Here is a 23,589-nt window from a genome sequence, read left to right on the forward strand (position 1 = left end):
ATGTATTAGTAGACCAATATCAAGAACCAATTCTTCTATGGTTAGCTGTACCGGCTCTGTGTTATTGGAATATGCGAATGTGGATCAAAACCCACAGAGGTTTAATGCATGACGATCCTATTGTTTTTTCATTAAAAGATAAGGGGAGTTATGTGACGATTGGATTTATTGGGTTTATCACTTTACTTGCACAAGTATTATGAATTTACTGATACTTTCATTCATTCTCACCAGCGTATTTCTATCAGTTGTTGCCCAGATATTACTTAAACACGGAATGTCTAATAGCAATGTTCAAACGGCATTAGAGCTTGATGCATTAAATGCGGTTATTACTATTTTCACTAATATCTCTGTTCTTGGAGGGTTAGCAGCTTATGTTTCAAGTGCAGGTGTTTGGCTACTTGTCCTTTCCAAAATAGATGTTAGTAAGGCCTATCCGTTCGTGGGTATCGGCTTCATAGGTACTATGATGTTTGCTCATTGGTTTTTAAATGAACCATTAACTCTGACTAAAGTGCTTGGCACATCATTGGTACTTCTCGGTGTATTACTGATTTCTCAGTAATATGATGTATTCAATGGTTCTTGCTCAGAACTTTAAGTCTGACTTATTTATTATCATTTCCTTATGTATACGTGCATTTACTGACTCTCAGACACGGAGCAATCAAATTTCTCATGAAGCGCTTGTTGAAGGAGATAACTTCTGGTTTCAGGCTGATACTACTCGTGTCTTCCCTAACATGACAGATAGGAGGGAGTAACCATTACCTGACAAGTGTTCACCCCTTGTTCTTACTGGTTACTCATCCCATTATTTTATTCTAAACAAATCCAGATCAAATCCAGATTAGAATAACAAACAGCCTCAAAATTGTTTATCCCAACCTATACAAGTTTATGGCTAGTATTATTTTACATTAAAGTTACTAAATTTAAGAAATTGATGCCTTTCAATTTATGCTGTTGGCCTCCGTATGTTCATCTGTCTTATTCTTTGGGGCGTTCCCTGAAACATTTATGTTAAAGTCAACTTCTATATTTGTGGTGACGGCTTTTTCCATTGCTAGCAATAAGTATATCCTCAAATATCAATGGTTTGTTTTAATCAGTGCAACGTCTATGGTAGTTACTATTACTAATTGGATGGCTAGGATCATAGCGACCTTTGTCAACTTCGATCTTAAAAGTTGCGTCAGAATTAGTTTTGATGCCTTGATAATCCTTACCCTGCTTTCGGCGATTCAACACTATATATCCTAGCTCTGGTTTTTTTCTGTTTTTTGGATAAGTCGCTGCTATTGTCGCTTGATGGTGGGTATCGCTTTGCCACTTTTCAATCCAAGAGTATTTTGCGCGACAGCTTATATTACTCTTTGCAGGCATTATTTTTAAGATGGGTGAATTGTAAATTTTGAGGTTAATCTCTGCGACGAATGACGGTGCATCACCCCACGTTGAATAGTATGGATTATCAACAAGAATTGCCTGATAGCTTATATAAGCAATATCCATTTTTGCTATCTAAAATTTCACAGACTGACGAGAAACCTATGATTTAAATTGACTACGACCCCTTTTACACTTCTTTTTACACTTCTTTTTAAATTTCCTTTTACTATTGGGAAGATCACTTAGTTTACCCACGGCGTATTTTGTGGGCATACCAAGCTTGTCTAGCAGCTCATGCTCTTTACAAATAGTTGATTTTAGAAAAATGAGTCAGTATTCCAACCCTTCAGATTAACCTATACTGGTTGGCCTTATTTAGTCTCGAACATACCTAAAATAGTACCAGGGTTGCTGTCACGGGTATCAGGCTTATCAGGGTTACCCACTCGGGTATCAGGTTTGCTAAATTGGATATTTTGTCGATTAATATTTTTTGACGGGTTGTTTGTTTTAATTATCTTGTTCTGTGTTGTTAATTTTGGCATTACCTGTTCCTCTGTCTGGATTCACAGACACTCTGAGCTTATACTGGCATTTTTTAAAATGCCATGAGTCAATCTCAAATTCATAGCATTCCTTTATATTTCGGACAAAAGAAGGAGGCAACAATCAACTTACCACACTTTTTAGGTCAACTTGTAGCAGAGACCCGCCGTCGCAAAGTGGTGCCTGTAGTTATTACCTACGCAGTAGTGGGCTGGTTGATATTGCAGGTTGCAGGGCAAACATTTGAACCTTTGGGGCTACCTGAGTGGGGTATTCAGGTATTGATAGTCGCGATAGTTGCATGCTTTCCTGCTGTTATTTTCCTAACATGGCTGGTTGATTTTAAACAGCAGGGCATAATGTTTGATTTACCTTTGTGGCGAGGCGACACCGAAAGCCCAATAAAGCAAAAAAAATCCAGTCAACTTTTCGCTATATTGCTGTGCGTGTTAGTGACAGCAGGTACCGGTGCACTGATTATTTACTTACTTGGGCAGCTCCCGAAGTCGTCAAAGACTGTGACTGAAACTGTGACTGAAACTAAAACTTCCGAGTATCCGGTCAACTCTATCGCAGTGATGGCCTTCAGAACATTCGATGGGCATACCGATTCCGACTACTTTTCAGCAGGTCTAGCAGAAGAAATTTTGAACTTTTTAGCGGCGATGAAAGAGATGAATGTTGCCGCTAGAACTTCATCCTTTAGGTTTCGCGAAAAACAGCTAAATATTCGCGAGATCGCCAAGCTTTTGAACGTCAAACATATCCTAGAGGGTAGTGTTCGGCGCGAAGGTGATCGAATTCGCGTAACAGTGCAACTTATTGATGGTGTTGAAGGATATCATGAGTGGAGTAAGTCTTATGATCGGAAATTAGATAGTATATTCGCTATCCAACTGGAAATTGCAGCTGCGGTTGTGAACGAGTTGAAAATTTCGCTTTCCTTAGATTCAGAAAGTATCCTTCAGGAAACACCGGCTGAAAATATTGAAGCTTATATATTTTATTTGCAAGGGCGCGAGAAGCTGCACAGCTCTCAGGACGCAGATGTGATGATGACCGCCAAGAAACTTTTCAACCAAGCACTGAAGATTGATCAATCATATGCAAAGGCATATGCAGGTATTTGCGCAGCTGACCTGAGACTTTATCAAATTTCCAATGATCCTGATGACTTTGAGTCAGCCGAGGAGGCCTGCGATCAGGCAAAAAGACTCAGCAATAGTCTTAGTAGCGATATTCAGGTCGTCCTTGGTCGACTCTACAGATATAGAGGTTGGTATCAAAAAGCAGTTAATGAGTTAAATTCAGTCATTAGGATAGCGCCAACGTCACCTGACGCCTATATCGAACTCGGGGAAGTTCTCAGTGCACAGAACAAAGTCGATGAAGCCGAGGCTGCTTTTTTGCGCGCGGTAGACCTTAAAAGAAACTATTGGAAAGCACATGAGGCTCTAGCGAATTTCTATTATGTAGTCGAACGTTATAGTGACTCAGCGAAAGCCTATGAAATAGTCACTCGCTTAACTCCAGATGTGGCAGGCAATTTTGCCGCAAAAGGTGCCGTATATTATATGCTAGGGGATATGCAAAAAGCCCTAGTAGCCTACGAACGTTCCCTTCAATTAAAGCCTTCCCGATTAGCCTATACCAATATCGGTAGTTTCTATTATTACCTTGGCCAATTTGATGCAGCGGTGAAGATGCAGAAACTGGCTCTCGAATATGCACCCGATGACCATCGGGTCTTAGGTCGTTTGGCAGAGAGCTATCGTTTCATTCCGGGTAAAGAGTCAGAGTCGCGTTCAGCTTATGAACGTGCCGCCGGGCTAGCCCTAGATAACCTAAAGATCAACAGCGAAGATTGGTCAACTCGCGGTGCACTGGGAGTATATTATGCTCACTTGGATCGATTTAAAGAGGCCATAGAATTACTTGAGCTTGCTGTTAACCAGTCGCAAAGGCATCCGGAAGTGCTTTATCTACAAGCCCTCGTGTTTTTGAAAGTGGATAAGTCTAAAGCCGCTCTGACGCTGCTGGAAGAGGCGGTGAAACTTGAGGGAGTTTACCGGCAGTTCATTGCAGCAGACCCCGACTTACAAATCCTCAAGGAAAACGAGCGTTTTATCCAACTGCTGCCTGCAAAAATTTTTACTGGTTAAGGTTTGTTTAAATAACAAAATGATAAAGACACCCATCCTTAGTGGCTGTTAATTTCGCTTGATGGTGGGTATCGCTTTGCCGCTGTTCAATTCAAGGGTATTTTGTTGGGGCCTATATCAACTACTCTGCGAGGGTATTATTTTTTACCTAGGAGTCATGTTAATTTATTGCCATCTTTGATTTGAATCTGCCCACTTTGAATAGGTCTAGCGCCTAAACAATATGCATCAGGTAATATTAATAAGATAGGCGACATAACCAAACGCGGAGACCGTTATTTACGTAAACAATTAGTACACGGTTCGAAAGATTTCGTTAGCCAAGCATCCAAAAGTACCGGCACATTAGCCTTGTGGGCGACTAAGCTTCGAATCACCAAACCTTTTAACGAAGTAGCCGTTACACATGGCCTAGCTTGGTTAATTTGGATATGACTCTTTCGCCAAGAACACGATTACGTGATACCCGTTTCTTTATGAGTCAGCGCGTTACATGAAACTGTTTGCGTTATTCCAGCTTTGCTCAATTCCATCCGATACAAAGGCTCCAAGCCTGTGTAGGTGTTGTGGAAGGCAAGACTGGGAATAACACTTTTCACCCAACATACTTAGTCAGAACATGATATTAAAACGCCCTGCCCTAGCTTATCAAAGACAAGCTATAATGAGAATTATCTATCCGTGTGGTTGTGTTTTAAAGGCGATAAGGTAAGCAGTTTGCGGCACTTTGAACTCTGACCGGAGTTCGTCAGAGGCTTGTGTTGATAAAATCAACACAACTAAAGGACCTGAATATATGTCAGAATTAAGCTACTTTAAACTGCCTCCAGAATAACAGACTAGCGGTAAAAAAAGGTTAAAACAGTCCTTGTCCTTAAAATCAGCACAAAGGAGCAAATAATATGACGACATCTAAGGGGCGTCCAAATATGTCCACGTATTTATTCCTTTAATTGACTTGTCGTAGGCCTTTCATTGCTTAATATATTTATTAGTGGGCACAAAGTATCCTGTCTTTGAAAAGATCAATAAAACAAAAATTATTGTTATATATTAGAAATATAAGCAGTGAAAATCACGAATACCTTAATTCATAAACATAGTTTTAAACTAACTTAATATGATTGATAACGTCAAAACTGCTGGTATCATTTTTGAACAAGGTTGACTCAGTATTATGAAAAAAGTAGTGGTATTAGGTGGAGGGGGATTCATCGGAGGCCACCTAGCCAAAAGATTAAAAAATGATGGAAACCATGTGACTGTATGTGATCTCAAAAATCATGAATATTGGGACACATCCATAATTTGTGACGAATTTATTGTTGGCGACTTAAGAAATCCTGCAATAGTGTCCAGCGTAATCAGCGCAGAAACTAATGAAGTATATCAACTTGCAGCAGATATGGGGGGAGCGGGGTATCTATTTACAGGCGATAATGACGCAAATGTCATGCACAACTCATCGTTAATCAACCTTAACGTAATACATGAATGCACTAAGAAGCGAGTAAAAAAAGTGTTTTACTCGTCTTCGGCCTGTGTCTATCCGGAACAGAATCAATTAGACCCGAATAACCCCAACTGTGAAGAATCATCGGCTTACCCTGCAAGTCCTGACTCTGAGTATGGGTGGGAAAAATTATTTTCTGAAAGACTATACTTAGCGTTTTACAAAAATTATGGCATAGATGTAAGGATTGCTCGTTTCCATAATATCTTCGGACCGATGGGGACCTGGTCTGGAGGTAAAGAGAAAGTACCTGCAGCAATTAGTAGAAAAACAGCAGAATCAAGCAACACCATTGAAGTATGGGGCGATGGACTGCAAACACGCTCATTCTTATATATTGATGAATGTATTGAAGCGGTTTTAAAATTTATGGAATCGGATTTTTTAGGTCCCGTTAACATTGGATCCCAAGAAATGGTGTCTATTAACGAGTTAGCCCGGATGGTGATTAATATTTCTGGAAAAGACTTAACCATTCAGAATATACAAGGCCAAGCATTTATCGACAAGTACGGATTCATTTGTCCCGAGGGGGTTAGAGGGAGAAACTCAGACAATAGGCTCTATAAAGAAAAAATGCGATGGTCAGTGTCACAACCATTAATAATAGGCCTAGAAAAAACCTATTGCTGGATTAACGAACAAGTTAACAACGAAAAACACTACATTAGATAAGTGCCATTTCAGCAAATTTAGATATTATTGTTGAGGAACACCCAATGAAAAACAATCAAACGTCTGTGTTGTTATTTACTATATTTGGCACGGGTCACAATTTGGTTCATTTTAATATTGTCATCAAAGCGATGCTAGATATAGGATATAGAATCACCCTCGTCCTTCCAAAAAATTGTATTAATGGCGACTCATACAACACACATATTTTGCCGTATTTAAATCATGTGGAAATAATCCAACATACGTGTAAACACACTAACAATCTATTACTCAACAGCTGGCGTGAATGTGTTGTCTTAAGGGACTCCGTCTTGTGTAATAATCACCATTATGATGCAGTTTTAGCAATGAATTGCTCTCAAATACCTTTTTTATGGCCTATCTTTAGGGTACTCAATCATCAAGCTTTAAAAAACACAGCAGCCATTAAATTTGGGATGATAAGTACCGGTCTTAACCATGCTAAACCCACCATTAAAATCCAAATAAATAATATCATCAGAAAGTCATTGCTATCTTTACATTCTGAAGATGCCATAAAAACAATCGATAATTATGCTTTTACCGAGTTAGAAAACAGCTCCCGAAAATTGCAAAAAGTATTTACATTAATACCTGATCCAATAGATAAAATACCAGTTGTAGATAAGATCACGGCTAGGGGTTATTTGGGCATACCTGATGATGTTTTTTTGGTGAGTATCAGTGGCTCTATTAGTAGCCATCCTAGAAAAAACTGCCCAATATTAATCAATGCCTTGTCTGACAAGAAGCTAAACAGAAATGTTTGTTTATTAATAGCTGGGAAGTTAAGTACAGACATAGACGAATACATTAAAAAATCTCAAGCATTTCAGAACAAACGAATATTTATTATTGACAGATATTTAAGTGATGAAGAATTGACAATGGTAACTTGTGCTTCCGATTTAGTCTGTACTCCATATTCTGGACATTTTTGTCCGTCTGGTATCATATTGAGGGCAGTCAAATGCGACGTGCCAGTTTTAGTTCCTAATTACCATTGGTTTAAATACATGGTCGATACATTTAATATCGGTTGGAAACTTAAGGCATTAACTAAAAGCGCCATAGTAGAATCGCTAAATAATATATCTGAAAAAAATAGCGAGCTCCAAAATTTAGCAGCTCAAACAGCCCTTATAAAAAAATATTTTAGTGAAGACAATTTTGCTGCGCATTGGTTATTACAATTTGAAGGGAACAAAGCTTATAGTTTTGAAGAACTGTTAGTGGATTATAATCATATTGGGGATACCTCAGACTCGGCCCTTTGATATTAAGCTAGCCCTTAGCAAGTAATTGGGTAAACTGACTATTAAAATAACTGACAATTCTAAAATAGAACTTATCGTTTCTAAAACGACTCAACGAACTCTATTGCCAAAAGAACGTTGCATTTCCCTGTAGTCGTGGTTCACTTAAACAGCGTCATCTACAATCCTCAATACTCGCGAATTACAAAATACAGTATTTACCAAGACATCCTGTTCTACTTTATATTTGAGGTATTCCTCAAAACCGATAATATTGCGATCCGTCTGCGCAGATATTCTTTACTCTATCCTTTGCAGCCGGATTGAAAAATTTAAGTGGGTTAAAGCTCCCGTTGTAAGTCTTTAATTTTTTTTCCTTTGGTGACACTAATACCATCTTTCTTAGCGTGCCTTACAATATTCATATTTTATGAAGTAACGTAGTGTTTTTTAATTCTCTACAAGTGCCTTCATACGTCATAAAGAGAGCATGCAAATACCTAATTTTTAAAATGATGTCATTTTAAAAATTTTATCCTCCAAAAATTAGAGTTTAACCTCAGATTAGTCCGTGTGAATAAATGCACTTTCATCATCATAAAAAACATAATCGCCTTCACTTCTTTTGACAAGAACAAGAGACGATTAGTTAAATTTTTAATGTTGCGCAAAAAGTGAAGAAAGATACGAGAATTTGCTAAATTTCACTCATGGGGACATAAGAGGTGTAAATAAAAGGCAACATTTGACTTGTAAGAAGTGACGTTGATTTTGACAATACACAACGGATGAAACATACATATTTGTGTCGATTTTTTTTACAATACTGATTAGCGTGAGTCATTAAAAAAATTCAAACAATTGATAAATATGAATAATTAATTTGTGGCACATAAAGTGCAATGTTGTGAATTATATTTACCAATTATTTAGTTGTGTCATTTTTATTTTACTTAGTTATAGATAGTGGATGAAATGAAAATATAAGTTTATCAGAAATGATTTTATAACTTTACTAATCCAAAAGTTGGGACTATTTACAACACAATATTTTGCCTAGAGGGTCATGAAATGGAACATATTCGTCAAGAAATTACCTGTATTTTTGTAGATATTCAAGATTCTAGCTATAAAACATCACGCCTAGATTACCAAAAGGTAATAGACATCATGGCTGATTTTTTAACAGAAGTCAGCCTCATTCTCGCCGAACACCATGTCAAAGTTGGTGCTTACTTAGGTGATGGATTAATGGCTTTTTGCGATGGCAAAGACAGTCAAAGAAGTGTTATCAACGCTGCCTACAGTATTCTTGAGATGAGAGAAAAGAAAGACATGTTCTATAAGAAGGATTGGCGCAGTTCATTTAATATTTGCATTGGTGTTCAAACAGGATTTGCTTCGCTGGGTTATTTTCCATGCAAAGAGTTTGGCCACTACACGGCGATGGGTGACACTGTTAATTTGGCATCACGTTTTTGTAGCCTTGCAGAAACTAATTCAATCTGTGCCGATCAAGGTTTCTATCTCGGAATACAAGGGGCGATAACGAACTTTAAGCTGACTCCAAAAGTGACACACAATCATATAAAAGGCTACGAGGGAGAACAGTTTAACCTTATTCATGCGACGCCAAAATTATACAACAAGCCCAGACATGATGTTTGCCCCAATTGCGACAGTGAGACCGAAACCACCTCATATTTCGAGGACTACGAAATCCGCAAATGCACTGTTTGTGATTTTGGAAAACTCGCACCGGTGGCATCTTCAATCGAGAGACTTTTGCAACCCAAAAAGAAGGATGAATTGTTTTTTTCTCAGTCGATGTTAAAACAATCTAAGCCTCCAGCTACCTGTAAATTTCATTAGTTTAATTAATTGCAATGTTTGTCTACAACATCAGCTTATATGGTAAAGCGGTCTTCACAAGAATGACTGGATTCTTTGTAACAAAAATTAAACGTTATGCACGATAGCGAATAAATTATTGCTATACATCTAGACCTCTGCTGGGTTTCGAGACAATATATTCTATTTTGTAGTCTCTATATTTTCTTTTAACTACATAAACAACGGGGATTTCAAGCTTTGATATTAATTACATAAATACAGCAAAAAATAAATGGCGTACAGAATGTGAAACTCAATTTAATCAACAAATATCGATTAAACTGATTTGTTTTTGATGTCCACTTCCACCATATTTTCACCAAACCCACTGAGATATACTTTAGTATTTACGAATTCTGTTAGGTATTCAGCAATAAGGTTAAATATATGCAACTTGCATTGTTCCAATAGTGAAAAGGCAGTTTCAGTGAAAGTGGGTTTGGTCAAACAAGTCAATTCTGAATATAGCATTTTCCTAATTGTTTCGGTGTATTCTTAGCCCAGCATACCATAGGCAATTCTGCCTAAACGTTTAGACGAACGTAGAAGTAATTCTGCCAACTTAGGAGCAGGTTGTATCTCAATAGTGGTCTATTGATATACCTTAATGTGCCTTCACAGTATTGTATTAATAACTTTCATAACGACTTATATACATTTTGTTGAGCGCCAGTTTACGACTCTATTTATTTGACTAAGGTGTAGGCGACGATCAACTTTTATGTCGGATAATCATTCAAATAAATTGGCTTACTGCATATGGACAAGGTCGAGTTGAGGTAAATAATTTATCAACTTTCATACAATAAAATATACGGTGCTTCATACTTTTCATTTTCCAGCCTTTTACATCCTTGAAGGAATGAAAGTCAGCTATTTTTCAATCATTAATCAACCATTTACACATAATTCAAAGCAAGTTCCTCTCACTGTTGTACAAACCAGTTTTGAATATTACATTTGCTGATGAATTGCTTTTTTCAAACGCACTTATCTAAGGCGGCGAAAAGTAAAGGCTAACGGTGCCACAATACATCTCTATTGCCGGATTCGATGATACAAAGATTGTGCGACTAGCTGATCCAGACTTGACCACAGTTGACGTACCGCAACGAGAGATGAGTCGTCGCGCCACCAGCATGCTGGACTAAATGGTAAAACAAAGAGAGGTCGCCACAGCGTGGACCTTTCGAACGCCATCGGCGACAGTGCTCCTGGGTCTCGCCACTTAGGGATGTCGGTGTTGTTATGCCGGCACGTCTTGCCACCTCAACACCTGATGGTTGTTGTCAAAACAAGTGAGCAAGTAGCAGATATTAAACGTAGCACAACCTCGACAACGATAATCACGCTACACTCAGTATTACTCAGATAATTCTAGTTTATGCAAAACGAGTTTTTTATCAGGCCACCATCTGTTAGCTCGATGTGTCGGAGTAGGATGTGAACTTGGACTACCTCACCAAAGCGGCAACAAAAACCACATCGTCAAGAATATCTAGACATTCTTTTGTGGGGCGTGAAATATCTATGGCTTTCAGGCCCTTTCGACCTCCTTCCAAGCACTCAAAAGTGGTCTCTCATCACTCTTGGAACAAATGGAATAATTCAGCCCAAGCTGGTAACGTCAAATCTCACCGTCGTCGCGTTCTGCCTCTGCGTTTTCGACCGCCCATTCGCCCGCAGCCTCCACAGCAACAGTCGACGCAGTGGGAAGGATATTTAGGTAGCTATCAGTTTCGTTCACGGGGACCATTGCGCGCTGTGTCATACGGTAGAGTGCGTAAAGCCCGATAGCGCAAAAAGTTGCTCCAAGTACCAACCAGAAAGCGTAGGGGTCAAGCCGTTGCATTGCCCAGCCTGTGACCAGCGGGCCAGCGATAGCACCCAACCCAAAAGTAAAAACAAGCCCTCCAGATGCAGCGGGCATATCAACGGCGGAAAGAGAATCGTTCGAGTAGGCCACAAGAAGAGCATATAGCGGCGTTGTAACCCCACCGGCAAAGAATGCAGCTGCCATCAATGGCCATAACGTATCACCGAACGACCAGCCCAGCAGGCACGATAAAACCCCCAGAAAGGCCAATCCAAAGATCAGTATGCGTCTATCCATCCTATCCGACAGCCATCCAATCGGGTATTGCAGCACCAGCGCGCCAGCGAATAACATTGCTACAAATAACGCGATTTGGTTTACGCTCATCCCTATCTGGGAGCCAAAGACTGCCCCCATGCCTGATTGCGTCGCGTAAACGCTGCCGAGTAAGAAAATACCCACGGTTCCCAGCGGCGAGCTTGTAAAAAGGCTTCGTAACGGCATAGGACGCGCCACTTCTACCACTGGGATCGCTGAGACTGTCAGTAGAATTGGTGCAAATGAAATCGACACAAGAATTGAGGCCACAATAAATAGTGCCGAAGTCGCCGCATCGCCCAACGTCAGAAGACCCTGTGCCCCGATGATACCCAGCGTCTGCGCTATCATATAAGCGGACAGTACCTTACCACGTGTTTCATTAGTGGCGGCAGCGTTTAGCCAACTTTCCGCAGCGACATAGATCCCCGACATGCAAAACCCAACCAACACCCTTAGCACTGTCCAAGCCCAAGGTTCTGTCAGCAACGGTAGAGCGATCAGTCCTGTAGACATCAAGCTGCCGAGCGCCGCAAAAACGCGCACATGACCAACCCGCTGTATCATCAAGGGGGTAAGTCGCGCGCCAGATAGGAAGCCTAAAAAATAGCCAGATGTGATGATAGCTAATTCTGTAGACGAAAAGCCCTCTATCCCACCACGCAGACCAATCAGGGTAAAGTGCATTCCATTGCCGAGCATTATAAATACAATACCAAGCAGAAGGGCCCAGACACTAGACAGCATTCTAATCATGAAATCACCTTTCGCACTGTGCGGTATTCCCGATGCTGTTTAAGAGTATGAATAAACTAGAACGTCATTTTTCATGAAATCGATCTACAATGATTCATTTTTTCCATATTGGCATTTACTTTATATTCTTAAGAAAGCGAAAGTCGGTTATTTTTCATCTATTACTCAGCTGTTTCCATGTGATTTAGAATTCAAGACACGCGCTTAACACTGTTGGGATAACCCGTTTTAAGTATTGCTTTTGTTTATGATGATGAACTGCTTCTATTCAAACAGACTTATCTAAGGCGGCGCCCTACTGTGTGTGGGCGATAATTCGACGCATTCTTCATTATTTGTATTCAGGTGGATGAGTTTCTTTTGAGTCACCAACGAACGTTCGTTAGACTCACCCCTGTGCCTGATCCTGTAGGACAGCGTTCACTCTGATTACACCAGCGCATTGCTCACAGATTTCTATTTCTTTTCCAAAAATCCGTTTAAGTCTTTACGCTTAAGCCATCAATTGCTATTTTTGTGCCCGTGCTTCTGATGCCCTGTCAGCAATGCTTGTTTAGCCTTATTTGTTAAGGCCGGTGTTATTGTCATACGGTGTCGACTGTCGCTGGTTTTTTGGGTACTTTTAAACTAAGAATATAGCAACTATTGAGCTACTTTTTAAAAATGGAGATTTTGTCAACATTGTTGATGTCTGATCAATACGGGATAAATTGATATTTTCTAGCATTTTACCTGCTCTATTCATTACAGAATATACATCCAATCACACTGAATTTAGAAAATTAAATATACAGCAAGAATATGGAATTAAAGGTTTAGTCAAAGCCACAAGTGAAACAGCCGAGCGCGTTATCTTAAACACCACTCATTATGTCGATTGACTTGAAAACGGCACAGGGTTTGACTCGTCATGTAAAAAGAATGCCCCTTTTTGAATCTTAATGAGCAATAAACTCGTTACTCGAGGTTGGGTACTAGGCTCAAAAAAGTTGGAAGTGAGCGATAAACGTGGGTTACGCATACCCACACTATTAACTTATTGAGACAACCAAGTTGGCACGACGCTCCCACCTCACTTTAATCTTGTATTTGAAATTGAATTCCTAACCAAAGATTAAAGCCGCCAACAAAGATATTACTTGGCATTGTCATACCTCTTGTCATACCTCTTGGCAGATCACTGACGAGGTGGAACCCCACGAACCATGGATAGAAATTTCAAATGTGTTCCCGCACGACGATACTCTGACAAAGCTTGATATTCGGCGTCTGCATACCAACTTTTGGCCATCTCTTCTGAGGGGAAGCTGAAAATAATCATTCGGCCTTCCCTTGGTGAGCTGCCCTCAAAATGTGCAGTATCATCATCATAAGCGACAAATGATCCACCATACTTTTTTAATATGCCAAAAAAACCTTTTTCATATTTTCGATATTCATCACTATTTTCAATCGTCAGATTTACTACCATATAGACTGGTACATCACTCATATCACTCTCCTTTTATAGACTAAAATTTAATATGCGTAATTCATGGTATCTGGTTGTGCATAACGTTCATTACCAGCATTATTATCTGATAACTGCGTCAAACAGTTTGTTGTATTTAAACAATATTCAAACACCTGATTCAAACACCTTATAAAAAAATATAAGAATTAAGAAAGTAAAGATAGCGAGCCAGCGAGCACTTGCAAAAAATAATTTGAAATAAATCCCCACAAAGTACACGCATTAAAAAACCACTTAAATCACAGATGTGCCGCCAAATTCCTTTATTAGCTCTACGGCTATATTTTCCTGTGCCTTGCGCGCATCAAAGTTCACACATTGGCTATTATTCCAGGATTTGTAGCGGGGAATATCTCGGTCACCGACATTAATGAGGGTTTCCCAAACCATGAGGCATTTTTCAATTGGATCAGCATGAGTGTTCGCAGCAATTTTTGCCAGTACACTCGTCAACGTCTCTGATTCAAAATTTAAGGCAAGTAGCTCATCTTTATCCAAGCGCAGATAAGATTTTTTAACACTGGTGTACGCTTGCCAATCAAATCCAAGAGATGTATCTGGCGTTCCTGATGCTGCAAAATCACCCCAAATATTCATAAATGTTCGGTTCATTTGTTCGCGGGCTTCCCCTTCCGGGTAAATATAGCTTGTAATTGGTCCGTACTTATAATCACCACTGATAAATGAGATATCGGTGCCATGTGCAGCGCCAAGGATATTGGGAAAATCAATAAAAAAGGAAGAAGCCTGATGATCCCAGTCAAAGCGATAAGCGAAAAGATTTTTATAACCTGCCCGCTCAAGGGCATCCAGAGGCTCATCGACCCCACGCGCTTTCCAAGCCTGTGAGCGCACCCGCACCCAAAAGTTAAACAGTTGAGGATCTTTGATTGAAACAATTGGGGGCAACCATTTACTAAATAGATAGCGGGTGCTCATAAAATAGCGATGTAAGCCCAGCCAAAGAGTGACCTCGTCTTTGTTAGCCCCTGATATAACAGGGACATTTTTTGCATAAAGGGGGTTGCTTAAAGCACTTGCAAGGCCCTCTTTGGGTATAACAATGCCGTCGTTAGTTGTCAGTGGTTGATAGTCAATGATACCGGGCTTGTCAGCATACTGTGCCATTAAAGACACTGCGCTGACACTTTTTAAAATGGTACGAAGTTGCTCTGGCGTCTTTAATGTCTGACTTTGGTCTTCCTGAGCGGATAGCAGATTTTCAACCATACGCCATGAACCCTGAGTGACATAGGCATTTTCATCCTGATGATCATAGGCATTCTCTAAACTGTTGCTGATGGTGTAACCGGATTGTGCAATGGCCTTGTGAAACAGCCCCTTAGATAAGGGCGTTGCCAGCATGGTGTAAACGTTATGGGCACCAGCAGATTCACCAAAAATGGTGACATTATCGGGGTTGCCGCCAAACGCAGTAATATTGCTTTGCACCCACTTTAAGGCCTCAATAATGTCTAAGCTGCCAAAGTTTGAGCTTTTGTCAAAACCCTCTTGCAACCCCTGAATAGCTGGATGGTTAAACCAACCAAGTGCTCCAAGACGGTAATTAATCGCCACCACAATGACATTTTTTTCAGCAACTAAATTACTATAATTGTAGTAATCCTTGTGACCGTTAATATTGCCACCCCCATGGATCCAGACCATCACTGGGTAGTTTTTATCTACAAAGTCCTTTGGAGCACGAATATCAAGATATAAACAATCTTCTTTACCCACGATGCCTTCCCCAGCAATCCCCCCGTAATCAGAAGCTTCTTGAACACAAGCTGTGACAGGTTTATCGACGATGATTTTATTGGGTGTACTTAAAGGCCGTGGAGCCCGCCAGCGTAAGTCACCAACTGGAGGCTGTGCATAGGGAATGTCAAACCAACTGATTACTGTTCCAGAAATGGGAAAAGATTGGCCCTGAGTGATACCAGATGAGGTGTTTATGTTGTGTTCTGTAAGACGAACATTGAGTGGTTCTGAAGCATTAAAGAAACCATAAGATGACAGCGATATAATAATAAGTACGACGCTACAAATGCAAACTAGCTTTTTCATAATAAAATTCTTGTTAATGTGATGGACTACGATCAGGAAGGTTTATTATAAACACAGCACGATCCATACGTTCAACATTATTACAGTCTTATAAACAATAGAATCTCATATGCGAGCCCAAAAACATACGCGGTTAAGTTTGTTGAAATAACATAAAGTCCAAGATAGAAGATATAGCAGAGCTACACAAATTTTATATGCTGAAGCAAAGTAACTACCACTCTTTATTAGATTGTAGTGGTACGATAATAGTGTTTCGGCAATATTATTTTGCAAAAAACCAGTAAAATTCAGTTTAAAAATTGATTTTTATGCTGCCCATTCCAGTTAAGTATTTTGAAACTTCCATCACTAAAAAAAGATTCGAATGGCAATTACAAATAACCCAATAGATCTGCTTCAGACTGTTGCCATAACCATGGTTAAAAGAAGGATCAGAAGAATATTAAATTTTATTAGTCTTCCAATTTCGTTCAATTTACCGACATTAAATTTAGACATGATTTTAGAAACTTCTAGAGCATCATTTAGTAATAACATCCGATATTTTTAGCTTTTTAACATAAAACACCCAGAGTTTTAAGAAGTCACATTGTACTGTTGAATCTCGAAAACAAAACATCAACACCGCTGACCATTACGATATTAGTTTTCAATCCAGTGGTCGACTATTTCAACATTTATCTGTATTTCCTGCTCTTAATTAGGATATAACGCCTAAATAAAATAATTAGAATTGTTTGATAACATTTTGAGGTATGAAAAATAGTAAATTGTTTTTAAGTCCTAATTTATTGTCTTGTGTACGTTTTTACATTTGTACTTTACCTACCTGACTTAAAACATAACAAAGCTACGTGATAAAAATGCCGTTAAACACAACGAAAAGTAGATTGAGTATTATTACCAATACTTGACTATTTACTTTGGGTAATTATCTAGCAACAACAAAACACGAGAGTAAGTAAAATACACGTCATTTTTTATAAAATTAGAATACTTCTCACCTCATATTTTGCATATCAACAACCCTTATATATCGATAATGCCAAGATTGTCGGCGAACTGCCGTCCATTACTCAACAGTTAACTTGTAATTCAAAATACGGAAAAGCGACACTCACATTTGGAAAACTAGGTTTGAACATGGCTTTTGTTTATAATGATGAGTTATTTTTATTCAAACAGATTTATCGGAGGCGGCACTCTACTTTGTGCATGTTATGAAATAAATTTCTGATGATTTCATAACTGATAGTAATGCCCCTTGTTGCAAGTAATGCATGCCCATAACAAAAAGTCCTGTAAATTAATTGTTAAGAATAATCGCTGATTATAGAGAAGCAACATCCCAAAAATAAATCATAATCAAGCTCAAGATAGTTTAATATAGTTCAAATACAGTTCAAATATAGCTCAAATGTAGTTCAAATATAGTTCAAATGTAGTTACTATCTATTATTAATAAGTGTCGGTTACTATTTAATACGTGTAGTTTGAGATAGAATGACATTTGTAAACACATTTAAGACCGTCTCAATGCTCAAAATATCGAGCAATTAATAATTTATATAAAATAATTAATATAAAAGGTGCAGCAAACTTTGCAGCCGAATTCTAGTGCCAGTAGTGTGTCTTATGAAATAAAAAATCCTAGTAAATATATGACGCTTACTTATGTTATGTCACTCGCCTTGATAGCAATATTATCAAGCATAGTACACTTGGTATTAGGCAGAGTTATCGATGAGCAAAGTCAGACCGGTACAATTATCAATATTAGCGGTCAACAGCGAATGTTATCTCAGCGTGCGAGCTTTTTTACCATTGAATATTTGGTGTCGGGTTCAAACAGGTCTCATGACATTGCGTATAATGCAATTAAAAAAATGCACCGTAATCAGGTTGCATTAATCGGATACCCGGATACAACGAAAAAAATTGATAGGCTAAAATCTTTGTCGCCTGAACTAGATGCTTTATATTTTTCAGCCCCATTCGATGTTTATAAAAACACAAAGCTTTTTACCCAATCGATTGAAAGGGCACTGGCGGTCGATCCTTCGGTAGAAAAATTGCCATTCGATATTCATTCCTTAGATTTTGTTATGTTGGCTAGAGACTCCTTACTTGATGGCTTACATGAAGTTGTCAATCAATACGAAATAGAGGGGTTAAATAGGATTGAAGCATTGCAGAGTGCACAAAATGTGGTTTTTTGGATCATGATTTTAACTATTTTTCTTGAAGCCTTATTTATTTTTCGGCCTATGGTATCCAAGATTTCTCGATATGCAAAGCGGCTTCAATATGAAGCTAAATACGATGCACTCAGTGGAATTTTAAACCGAGGAGCATTTACTTTATTAGCTGATAACGCGATTGCTAACGCAAAACAAAATAAACTTCCTCTAAGCGTAATAATAGGAGACATTGATCTTTTTAAAAGTGTCAATGACACCTATGGACATGTTGTAGGTGATGAAGTTATCAAATCTGTTGCTAATAGATTACATGAATGTATACGAAATACGGATATATTAGCTCGATTTGGTGGTGAAGAATATATTATTTTATTACCGCAAACCACGGTTCGAGATACTCATTTGTTAGCGTGTAAATTACGTCAAAGAATTTCCGAATTAGTAATGGGAGATGACGAAAAAAGCCTCAGTGTAACAATGAGTTTTGGTGTCGCTGAATTAATCAGTTATGACCTGAATATTGATCAACTTATTACCCGGGCAGATGAAGCGTTGTACTTATCAAAGAAAAAGGGACGGAATAGGGTCACTATAGGTTGAATTTATAATACTTTTAAGAGTGTTGGTAAAAGTACAAGTAAAATAAAACGTCATTTTTTATAAAATGAGAATACTTCTCAACTCATATTTTGCATATCGACAGCCCTTATATATCAATAATGCCGAGACTGTCGGCAAACTGCCGTCCATTACTCAACAGTTTCTTCGTAATCCAAAATGCAGAAAAGCGACACTCACTTTTGGAAAAACTAGGTTTGAACATGGCTTTTGTTTATAATGATGAACTATTTTTATTCAAACTGACTTATCTGAGACGGCGCTCTAGTTTGTGAAACAATAATTCGACGACTTCGTTAACTTTTATATTTAGGTGAATGAGAAGTTTTAGATCACCAACTGATGTTCATTAGGCACATTCCTGTGTCTAGACCTGCAGGGTAACATTTGCTGTGCAAGTTGGCTTTCCTGCCGATTTGACAATACCCACCGTAATCTTAACTGCACCACTGCATTGCTCACAGGTGTCGATGTTTTAAACCCTTTAAAGCCTTTTCGCTCGGATTATCGACTGGTGTTTTACGCCCATTTTTAACCTTATAGCAATGCTCATTTAGCATTGTTTCGTTTTGCCAGCGTTATTATCATGCGGTAACGACTGCTTGATTAGCCAGTGCGGCATGGTCTTCACCGAAGATGGAAAAGGGCGACTTGCAATAAATGAATGACTCTCTTAAGTTTCAATGACTTTAATGCGCGCAGCCTTTATTTTGAACAAAAAAGGCAAAATAATATTAATTACCCTGCCTTTTATAAGCCAGGTTATCTATTAAGGTTTAGTTCTGAGTCTGAATGCTAAGCCAACTAAACACAGTAATATCCATCCTAAACTACCTCCACCTGACGAGTTTGATGTAATAGGTGTCGGTAGTACCGCTACTGGAGAAGGGGTTACTACTGTTGCAGCAAAGACTAAATTACGGATAAACCCTTTGTCATCACCTTCCGAAACATCGGGATCCTTACTGTATGTCCAATTAATTAAATTACTACCCTCTGGCAAATCAAGACTATATTCAGTAAAATTTATTTCATCATCATTCCCATCGATAACATCTACCAAATCACCATTCAGGTAAAGGAACAAAGCATCAAATCTCTCAAAGTCAGGATCTGTTTCTTCTAAAATATTGGCTTCAGAAGATACTGCCCAGTCAAAAGTAAGTACACCTTCGCCTTCGATTTTAGCAACAAATATACTGTCTTGCATGTCACCTGTTGTTGAACTTTCAATTCCTACTTCAGTTGAACTGGCAACCCAAGCTGAAGCACCATTTGTACCGCCACTAAACAAGGCGACTGCATCAGATACATTGCCTACTGTTGTGGCGAGCTCAACTACGTAACCTAGTGTGGTACCCGCAGTAACTATGGCGCTGCTACTTTTAATTTGAGCGTCGTCAGTGGTAATGATCAATTCTGCAGATACATCGTTAGCAAATGCTGGGAGGTAACTTACGCTGAGCTGACAACTGTTACCTGCATCTAAAGTGGCACAGTTACTGGCATCCAGAGTAAAGTGACTTGAATCAGAAAACGCAAAGTTGAGGCCAACATTGAGCTCACTGTTATTAGACACAGTCAGTTCAGTCGTTTGTACTTCACCCTCAAGGCCAAAACCAAAGTTGTGTCGCTGGGTGACGGCTATGCCGTCAGTTATAGTTGATATCCAGTCTTTAAACTCAGACACTCGCGTATATACACCCGGATAGCCAGCTGCTGCACAGCCAAAACCCCAACTAACGATACCTACTTGCTGTACTCCTGAACTGGTATTGACTACTAATGGCCCACCACTGTCTCCTTGACATGCACCTCTTCCTCCTTCTGGTATGGCTGCACATATCATTACGTCGCTAACACTGACGTTATCTGCGGATATACCAAAACTTTTGCCTAGTTCTTCTCTGCATTGAGCGTTAGTCGTTAGTCGTAAGTCAACCTTATTTAATATATCTGGAAAGTCTGACGTCGGACCCTCGTTTGGAGCATAACCTGTTCGACCACCCCATCCAGCGATGGTTGCCAAACTATTCTCAATGGCATATTGGTCTGTCACATCAGGATCCGCTATTTTAACTCCGACAACGTCTACAGAAGACACAAGTTCTATAATTGCAATATCGTTACTAAAGTCATCAGCGTCGTATTGCGGGTGAATATAGATATTGACGATATCAATAGCGTTTTCAGCACCGTCAGATAAATCATACTCTCCAATATTCATTTTAAGCAGATTGGCGTTTTTGGTATCCACACAGTGAGCTGCAGTAAGGACCCATCTATCACCTAGAAACGAAGCGCCACATGAGGCGTCTTGTTGCAATTCGGTAGTCTCACTTACTGCTAACGACGCAATACTACCTATTTGTTCTAGAAGAGCTAAGCCATCTTTTTGGTTCACTGCAACAATTGGTATAGTGCCAGTATATTCATCACCTAATGTGCCAGATATATTGCCAAACTCTTCATTATTATAAATAATGGCACCGACACCGCCACCAGCCTCACAGTTATCTGCTTTTTCAGAAAAATTTACTATGCCGCGCTCTATCAGACACACGTTACCGCTTGAATCGGCACAGACTGCATCACCAATTCCACAAGCAATTATTTCACCGATGGCTTGACCACCAACACCAGACGTAAAGGCTCTTGTTTCGTAAATGACGTTGTTGACATTCAGTGATGTCAAAAAATTAGTGAAAACGCCTACGTACGCCGTCATCCAAGGCCAGTTTTCTTGTGTGGCTTCTTCGCCCCCCACAATACGTGTTTCAGCAATTTGATTATTTGCTTTGTTGTCAGGCATTAATGGGCTTTTTAGCGCCACTGCGTAGCCACATATAAAAAATAAAGCGGTGGCAATCACCATTTTTAAAAAACTATTCATCATAAATACTCCAAGTGATTTGCTCACTAATTTTATACTGCTTTTAGGCACATTAAGTTGCGTATACAAAGGTAATAGACCGCTATAGTCGGAGTATAGGTAAAATAAAATGTCATTTTTCATAAAATAAAAATACACTTTGCCTCATATTTGTCATATTGACCTCTCTTTTATATCTTTGAGGGAGTAAAAATCAGCGAACTGCCGTCTATTATTCAGCTCTTATGAGGTAATTCAGAATTCAAAACAGGCGTCCCCCCGCTGTTGTGCAAACCAGTTTTTAATATGTTTTTTGTCTGTGATGAAGAACTGCTTTTATTCAAACAGACTTATCTGAGACGGTGCTCTACTTTGTGGAGACAATAATTCGAAGACTTCGTCAACTTTTTATTCAGGTGGCTGAGCATTTTTTGGAGCACCAACCGATGTTCATTAGACACACTCCTGTGCCTAAACCTGCAGAGTAGAATTCGCTGTGCAAGTTAGCATTTTTTTGTTTTGCTGGCGTTATTATCATGCGGTATCGACTGCTTGGTAGATTCCATCCCGCGGGGCGGCGGAGCTGTTGCTGTTTATTCCAGATAAACAGGCTGGACAACTATAGGTTGACCGAAGGGTGGAAAGAGGGATATACCCTATCTAAACGAAACGTGTTTTGCCATAGTTATCTTCACTGTATACGCCATCGAGGTAGAACAAATGATAAATCAGCACGGTAGCTTACTTACACAGCCACCGGGTGCCACAAGGTGGTGATGCATAGGGATGAGTTTCATGAAAATGAATGTTGAAATGACTTCGAGCGTCCTGCCCTTCGCCAGTTTTGGACTGTTCAAATCGTTGGATCAATTTGACGGTACCGGTTTGTGCCGTTTGTTTGTTGTAGCCTGCTTTTTTAGTAATATGGGTGGCCAGTGTGCGATACATTATATTCGGTACTTTTTCTATAGTCTGAGGATAGGCGTATCATAATTTGAGCGCATATAGTTGCCGCTGGTCGTACTGTTAATCATAAGATTATTCTGTAAACGGTTAGCTTACTTGATATCTTCTGAAAACGTTGAGTCGACTGAAAATCTTACCGTTACCATCACAAAGTTCGTTTTGAAGCACAGTAATTCCAGTTTAAAATCGCCCGAACCATGAAAGATATTGTTGATATAGTTATACTCGTCGGTTCCTGTTACCGACATATAACGCGTTCTAGCGTCGGGTAACATCAGCGTAGCCCCTTTGCTGATATCAACTACTACTGAGCAATAAATGGTGTTTCTATTCATCCTTCTCAGTCGCTGGTGAGCTATAGGTATGGAGGGAGCGTATATGACCCCATAAGTTCACTCCCCCTGCTCGCGCTATCACTCGGTCGAATTGTACGTATGTCTTTGCGTCGACAAAATTCATTACATTTACTGGGACATTGTCACCTGCCGCTTACACGTTTGACGTTAGTAAAATAGTGCTATTGGTACCTGAGCATATTTGAGTTTAACATATTGATTGATGATTTTAGGCTAGACATCGTTTATCACCATAAAAGAAACATCAATATTTCATTATAAGGGCATGCATATTAGCGCTTAAAAGTGTCGATGCAACCTGAACACACTACTCTGAGTTGACTTAATAGTATTTTGTTGTGAGTTTTAACATCAACTTCTGTTGGATTCATTAGAACAACCTAACCTTATTAGAAACAACTGCTCTGCGGATCGACCGATATTCGCGATAGCTTAAAATAACTTTAGATTGAGTGGTGGTAAAGTGGAGTCCTTTATGGTGACTTAATTGCTGATTTTTACTGTTCCTTCAATGTTAAACACACTTTATACTGAATCAAATCGGAATATTATTAAGACCCCTATTCAGAGATTTAAATAAATGGCTATGATTGATAACAATCGATAACTTTTAATAATTTAGATTGGTGTCAATTT

General features: G+C 39.2%; 16 protein-coding genes and 1 pseudogene. 9 read left to right on the forward strand and 8 right to left on the reverse strand.

Annotated features, from left to right (window positions below; all coding sequences use genetic code 11):
* On the forward strand, nt 1–203 hold a 203-nt coding region (locus QZ562_RS10640; RefSeq protein WP_293759739.1), incomplete at its 5' end, for a hypothetical protein.
* Complete coding sequence (locus QZ562_RS10645; RefSeq protein ID WP_293759741.1) at nt 200–568, forward strand: EamA family transporter; 369 nt, start codon at nt 200–202, stop codon at nt 566–568. The genes QZ562_RS10640 and QZ562_RS10645, both read left to right, overlap by 4 nt.
* Nucleotides 569–1,107: 539 nt before the next feature.
* Here QZ562_RS10645 and QZ562_RS10650 read toward each other — a convergent pair.
* Together QZ562_RS10650 and QZ562_RS10655 are read right to left on the reverse strand one after the other, a co-directional pair.
* On the reverse strand, nt 1,108–1,518 hold the full coding sequence (locus tag QZ562_RS10650; RefSeq protein WP_293759743.1) for a hypothetical protein: 411 nt from the start codon (nt 1,516–1,518) through the stop codon (nt 1,108–1,110).
* 248 nt (nt 1,519–1,766) lie between these two features.
* Nucleotides 1,767–1,940 carry a hypothetical protein gene (locus QZ562_RS10655; protein ID WP_293759745.1) on the reverse strand — a complete coding sequence of 58 codons (174 nt, stop codon included), beginning with the start codon at nt 1,938–1,940 and terminating at the stop codon, nt 1,767–1,769.
* A gap of 63 nt (nt 1,941–2,003) precedes the next feature.
* Here QZ562_RS10655 and QZ562_RS10660 point away from each other — a divergent pair, with 63 nt between their 5' ends.
* The 6 genes from QZ562_RS10660 to QZ562_RS10680 all read left to right on the forward strand — a co-directional run bounded on the left by QZ562_RS10660 (nt 2,004) and on the right by QZ562_RS10680 (nt 10,615).
* Nucleotides 2,004–4,103: a tetratricopeptide repeat protein gene (locus QZ562_RS10660; RefSeq protein ID WP_293759747.1), complete on the forward strand. Its 2,100-nt coding sequence runs from the start codon at nt 2,004–2,006 to the stop codon at nt 4,101–4,103.
* A gap of 201 nt (nt 4,104–4,304) precedes the next feature.
* Nucleotides 4,305–4,538 carry a transposase gene (locus QZ562_RS21265; RefSeq protein ID WP_363315349.1) on the forward strand — a complete coding sequence of 78 codons (234 nt, stop codon included), beginning with the start codon at nt 4,305–4,307 and terminating at the stop codon, nt 4,536–4,538.
* 742 nt (nt 4,539–5,280) lie between these two features.
* A complete protein-coding gene (locus tag QZ562_RS10665) occupies nt 5,281–6,291 on the forward strand; it encodes an NAD-dependent epimerase/dehydratase family protein (RefSeq protein WP_293759749.1) in 1,011 nt (336 codons plus the stop codon).
* Nucleotides 6,292–6,335: 44 nt separating this feature from the next.
* Nucleotides 6,336–7,592 (forward strand): glycosyltransferase, encoded by a 1,257-nt coding sequence (locus QZ562_RS10670; RefSeq protein WP_293759751.1) that lies wholly within the window; start codon nt 6,336–6,338, stop codon nt 7,590–7,592.
* A 1,050-nt stretch (nt 7,593–8,642) separates the two neighbouring features.
* The gene (locus QZ562_RS10675; RefSeq protein ID WP_293759753.1) at nt 8,643–9,443 is read left to right on the forward strand and encodes an adenylate/guanylate cyclase domain-containing protein; all 801 of its coding nucleotides are present in this window, start codon (nt 8,643–8,645) and stop codon (nt 9,441–9,443) included.
* A 1,043-nt stretch (nt 9,444–10,486) separates the two neighbouring features.
* The gene (locus tag QZ562_RS10680; RefSeq protein ID WP_293759755.1) at nt 10,487–10,615 is read left to right on the forward strand and encodes a substrate-binding domain-containing protein; all 129 of its coding nucleotides are present in this window, start codon (nt 10,487–10,489) and stop codon (nt 10,613–10,615) included.
* Nucleotides 10,616–11,091: 476 nt separating this feature from the next.
* Here the strand turns inward: QZ562_RS10680 and QZ562_RS10685 are convergent, their stop codons facing one another.
* The 3 genes from QZ562_RS10685 to QZ562_RS10695 all read right to left on the reverse strand — a co-directional run bounded on the left by QZ562_RS10685 (nt 11,092) and on the right by QZ562_RS10695 (nt 15,937).
* A complete protein-coding gene (locus QZ562_RS10685; RefSeq protein WP_293759757.1) occupies nt 11,092–12,354 on the reverse strand; it encodes an MFS transporter in 1,263 nt (420 codons plus the stop codon).
* Between the two features lie 1,177 nt (nt 12,355–13,531).
* Nucleotides 13,532–13,846, reverse strand: a complete 315-nt coding sequence (locus tag QZ562_RS10690; protein ID WP_293759759.1) for a DUF1330 domain-containing protein — start codon at nt 13,844–13,846, stop codon at nt 13,532–13,534.
* 255 nt (nt 13,847–14,101) lie between these two features.
* On the reverse strand, nt 14,102–15,937 hold the full coding sequence (locus tag QZ562_RS10695) for a carboxylesterase family protein (protein WP_293759761.1): 1,836 nt from the start codon (nt 15,935–15,937) through the stop codon (nt 14,102–14,104).
* Between the two features lie 1,604 nt (nt 15,938–17,541).
* On the opposite strand from QZ562_RS10695, the gene QZ562_RS10700 reads away from it, so the two are divergent.
* Nucleotides 17,542–18,741 carry a GGDEF domain-containing protein gene (locus QZ562_RS10700; RefSeq protein ID WP_293759763.1) on the forward strand — a complete coding sequence of 400 codons (1,200 nt, stop codon included), beginning with the start codon at nt 17,542–17,544 and terminating at the stop codon, nt 18,739–18,741.
* A 787-nt stretch (nt 18,742–19,528) separates the two neighbouring features.
* On the opposite strand, the gene QZ562_RS10705 is transcribed toward QZ562_RS10700, so the two are convergent.
* The 3 genes and pseudogenes from QZ562_RS10705 to QZ562_RS10715 all read right to left on the reverse strand — a co-directional run bounded on the left by QZ562_RS10705 (nt 19,529) and on the right by QZ562_RS10715 (nt 22,932).
* Nucleotides 19,529–21,655: a trypsin-like serine protease gene (locus QZ562_RS10705; protein WP_293759765.1), complete on the reverse strand. Its 2,127-nt coding sequence runs from the start codon at nt 21,653–21,655 to the stop codon at nt 19,529–19,531.
* A 642-nt stretch (nt 21,656–22,297) separates the two neighbouring features.
* Nucleotides 22,298–22,612 (reverse strand): annotated as a pseudogene (locus QZ562_RS10710) (hypothetical protein); the annotation flags it as partial.
* 77 nt (nt 22,613–22,689) lie between these two features.
* Nucleotides 22,690–22,932, reverse strand: a complete 243-nt coding sequence (locus QZ562_RS10715; protein ID WP_293759767.1) for a hypothetical protein — start codon at nt 22,930–22,932, stop codon at nt 22,690–22,692.
* Nucleotides 22,933–23,589: the final 657 nt, after the last annotated feature.

It is taken from the genome of uncultured Paraglaciecola sp. (assembly GCF_913058035.1).
In the GTDB taxonomy this organism is placed as follows: Bacteria; Pseudomonadota; Gammaproteobacteria; order Enterobacterales; family Alteromonadaceae; genus Paraglaciecola.

What these genes read in the sequence shown, in the direction of transcription:
- QZ562_RS10645 (WP_293759741.1), top strand. Translation starts at nt 200, where the DNA reads ATGAATTTACTGATACTTTCATTCATTCTCACCAGCGTATTTCTATCA.
- QZ562_RS10705 (WP_293759765.1), bottom strand. Translation starts at nt 21,655, where the DNA reads ATGATGAATAGTTTTTTAAAAATGGTGATTGCCACCGCTTTATTTTTT.
- QZ562_RS10660 (WP_293759747.1), top strand. Translation starts at nt 2,004, where the DNA reads ATGAGTCAATCTCAAATTCATAGCATTCCTTTATATTTCGGACAAAAG.
- QZ562_RS10665 (WP_293759749.1), top strand. Translation starts at nt 5,281, where the DNA reads ATGAAAAAAGTAGTGGTATTAGGTGGAGGGGGATTCATCGGAGGCCAC.
- QZ562_RS10670 (WP_293759751.1), top strand. Translation starts at nt 6,336, where the DNA reads ATGAAAAACAATCAAACGTCTGTGTTGTTATTTACTATATTTGGCACG.
- QZ562_RS10685 (WP_293759757.1), bottom strand. Translation starts at nt 12,354, where the DNA reads ATGATTAGAATGCTGTCTAGTGTCTGGGCCCTTCTGCTTGGTATTGTA.
- QZ562_RS10695 (WP_293759761.1), bottom strand. Translation starts at nt 15,937, where the DNA reads ATGAAAAAGCTAGTTTGCATTTGTAGCGTCGTACTTATTATTATATCG.
- QZ562_RS10690 (WP_293759759.1), bottom strand. Translation starts at nt 13,846, where the DNA reads ATGAGTGATGTACCAGTCTATATGGTAGTAAATCTGACGATTGAAAAT.
- QZ562_RS10650 (WP_293759743.1), bottom strand. Translation starts at nt 1,518, where the DNA reads ATGGATATTGCTTATATAAGCTATCAGGCAATTCTTGTTGATAATCCA.
- QZ562_RS10715 (WP_293759767.1), bottom strand. Translation starts at nt 22,932, where the DNA reads ATGAATAGAAACACCATTTATTGCTCAGTAGTAGTTGATATCAGCAAA.
- QZ562_RS10675 (WP_293759753.1), top strand. Translation starts at nt 8,643, where the DNA reads ATGGAACATATTCGTCAAGAAATTACCTGTATTTTTGTAGATATTCAA.
- QZ562_RS10655 (WP_293759745.1), bottom strand. Translation starts at nt 1,940, where the DNA reads ATGCCAAAATTAACAACACAGAACAAGATAATTAAAACAAACAACCCG.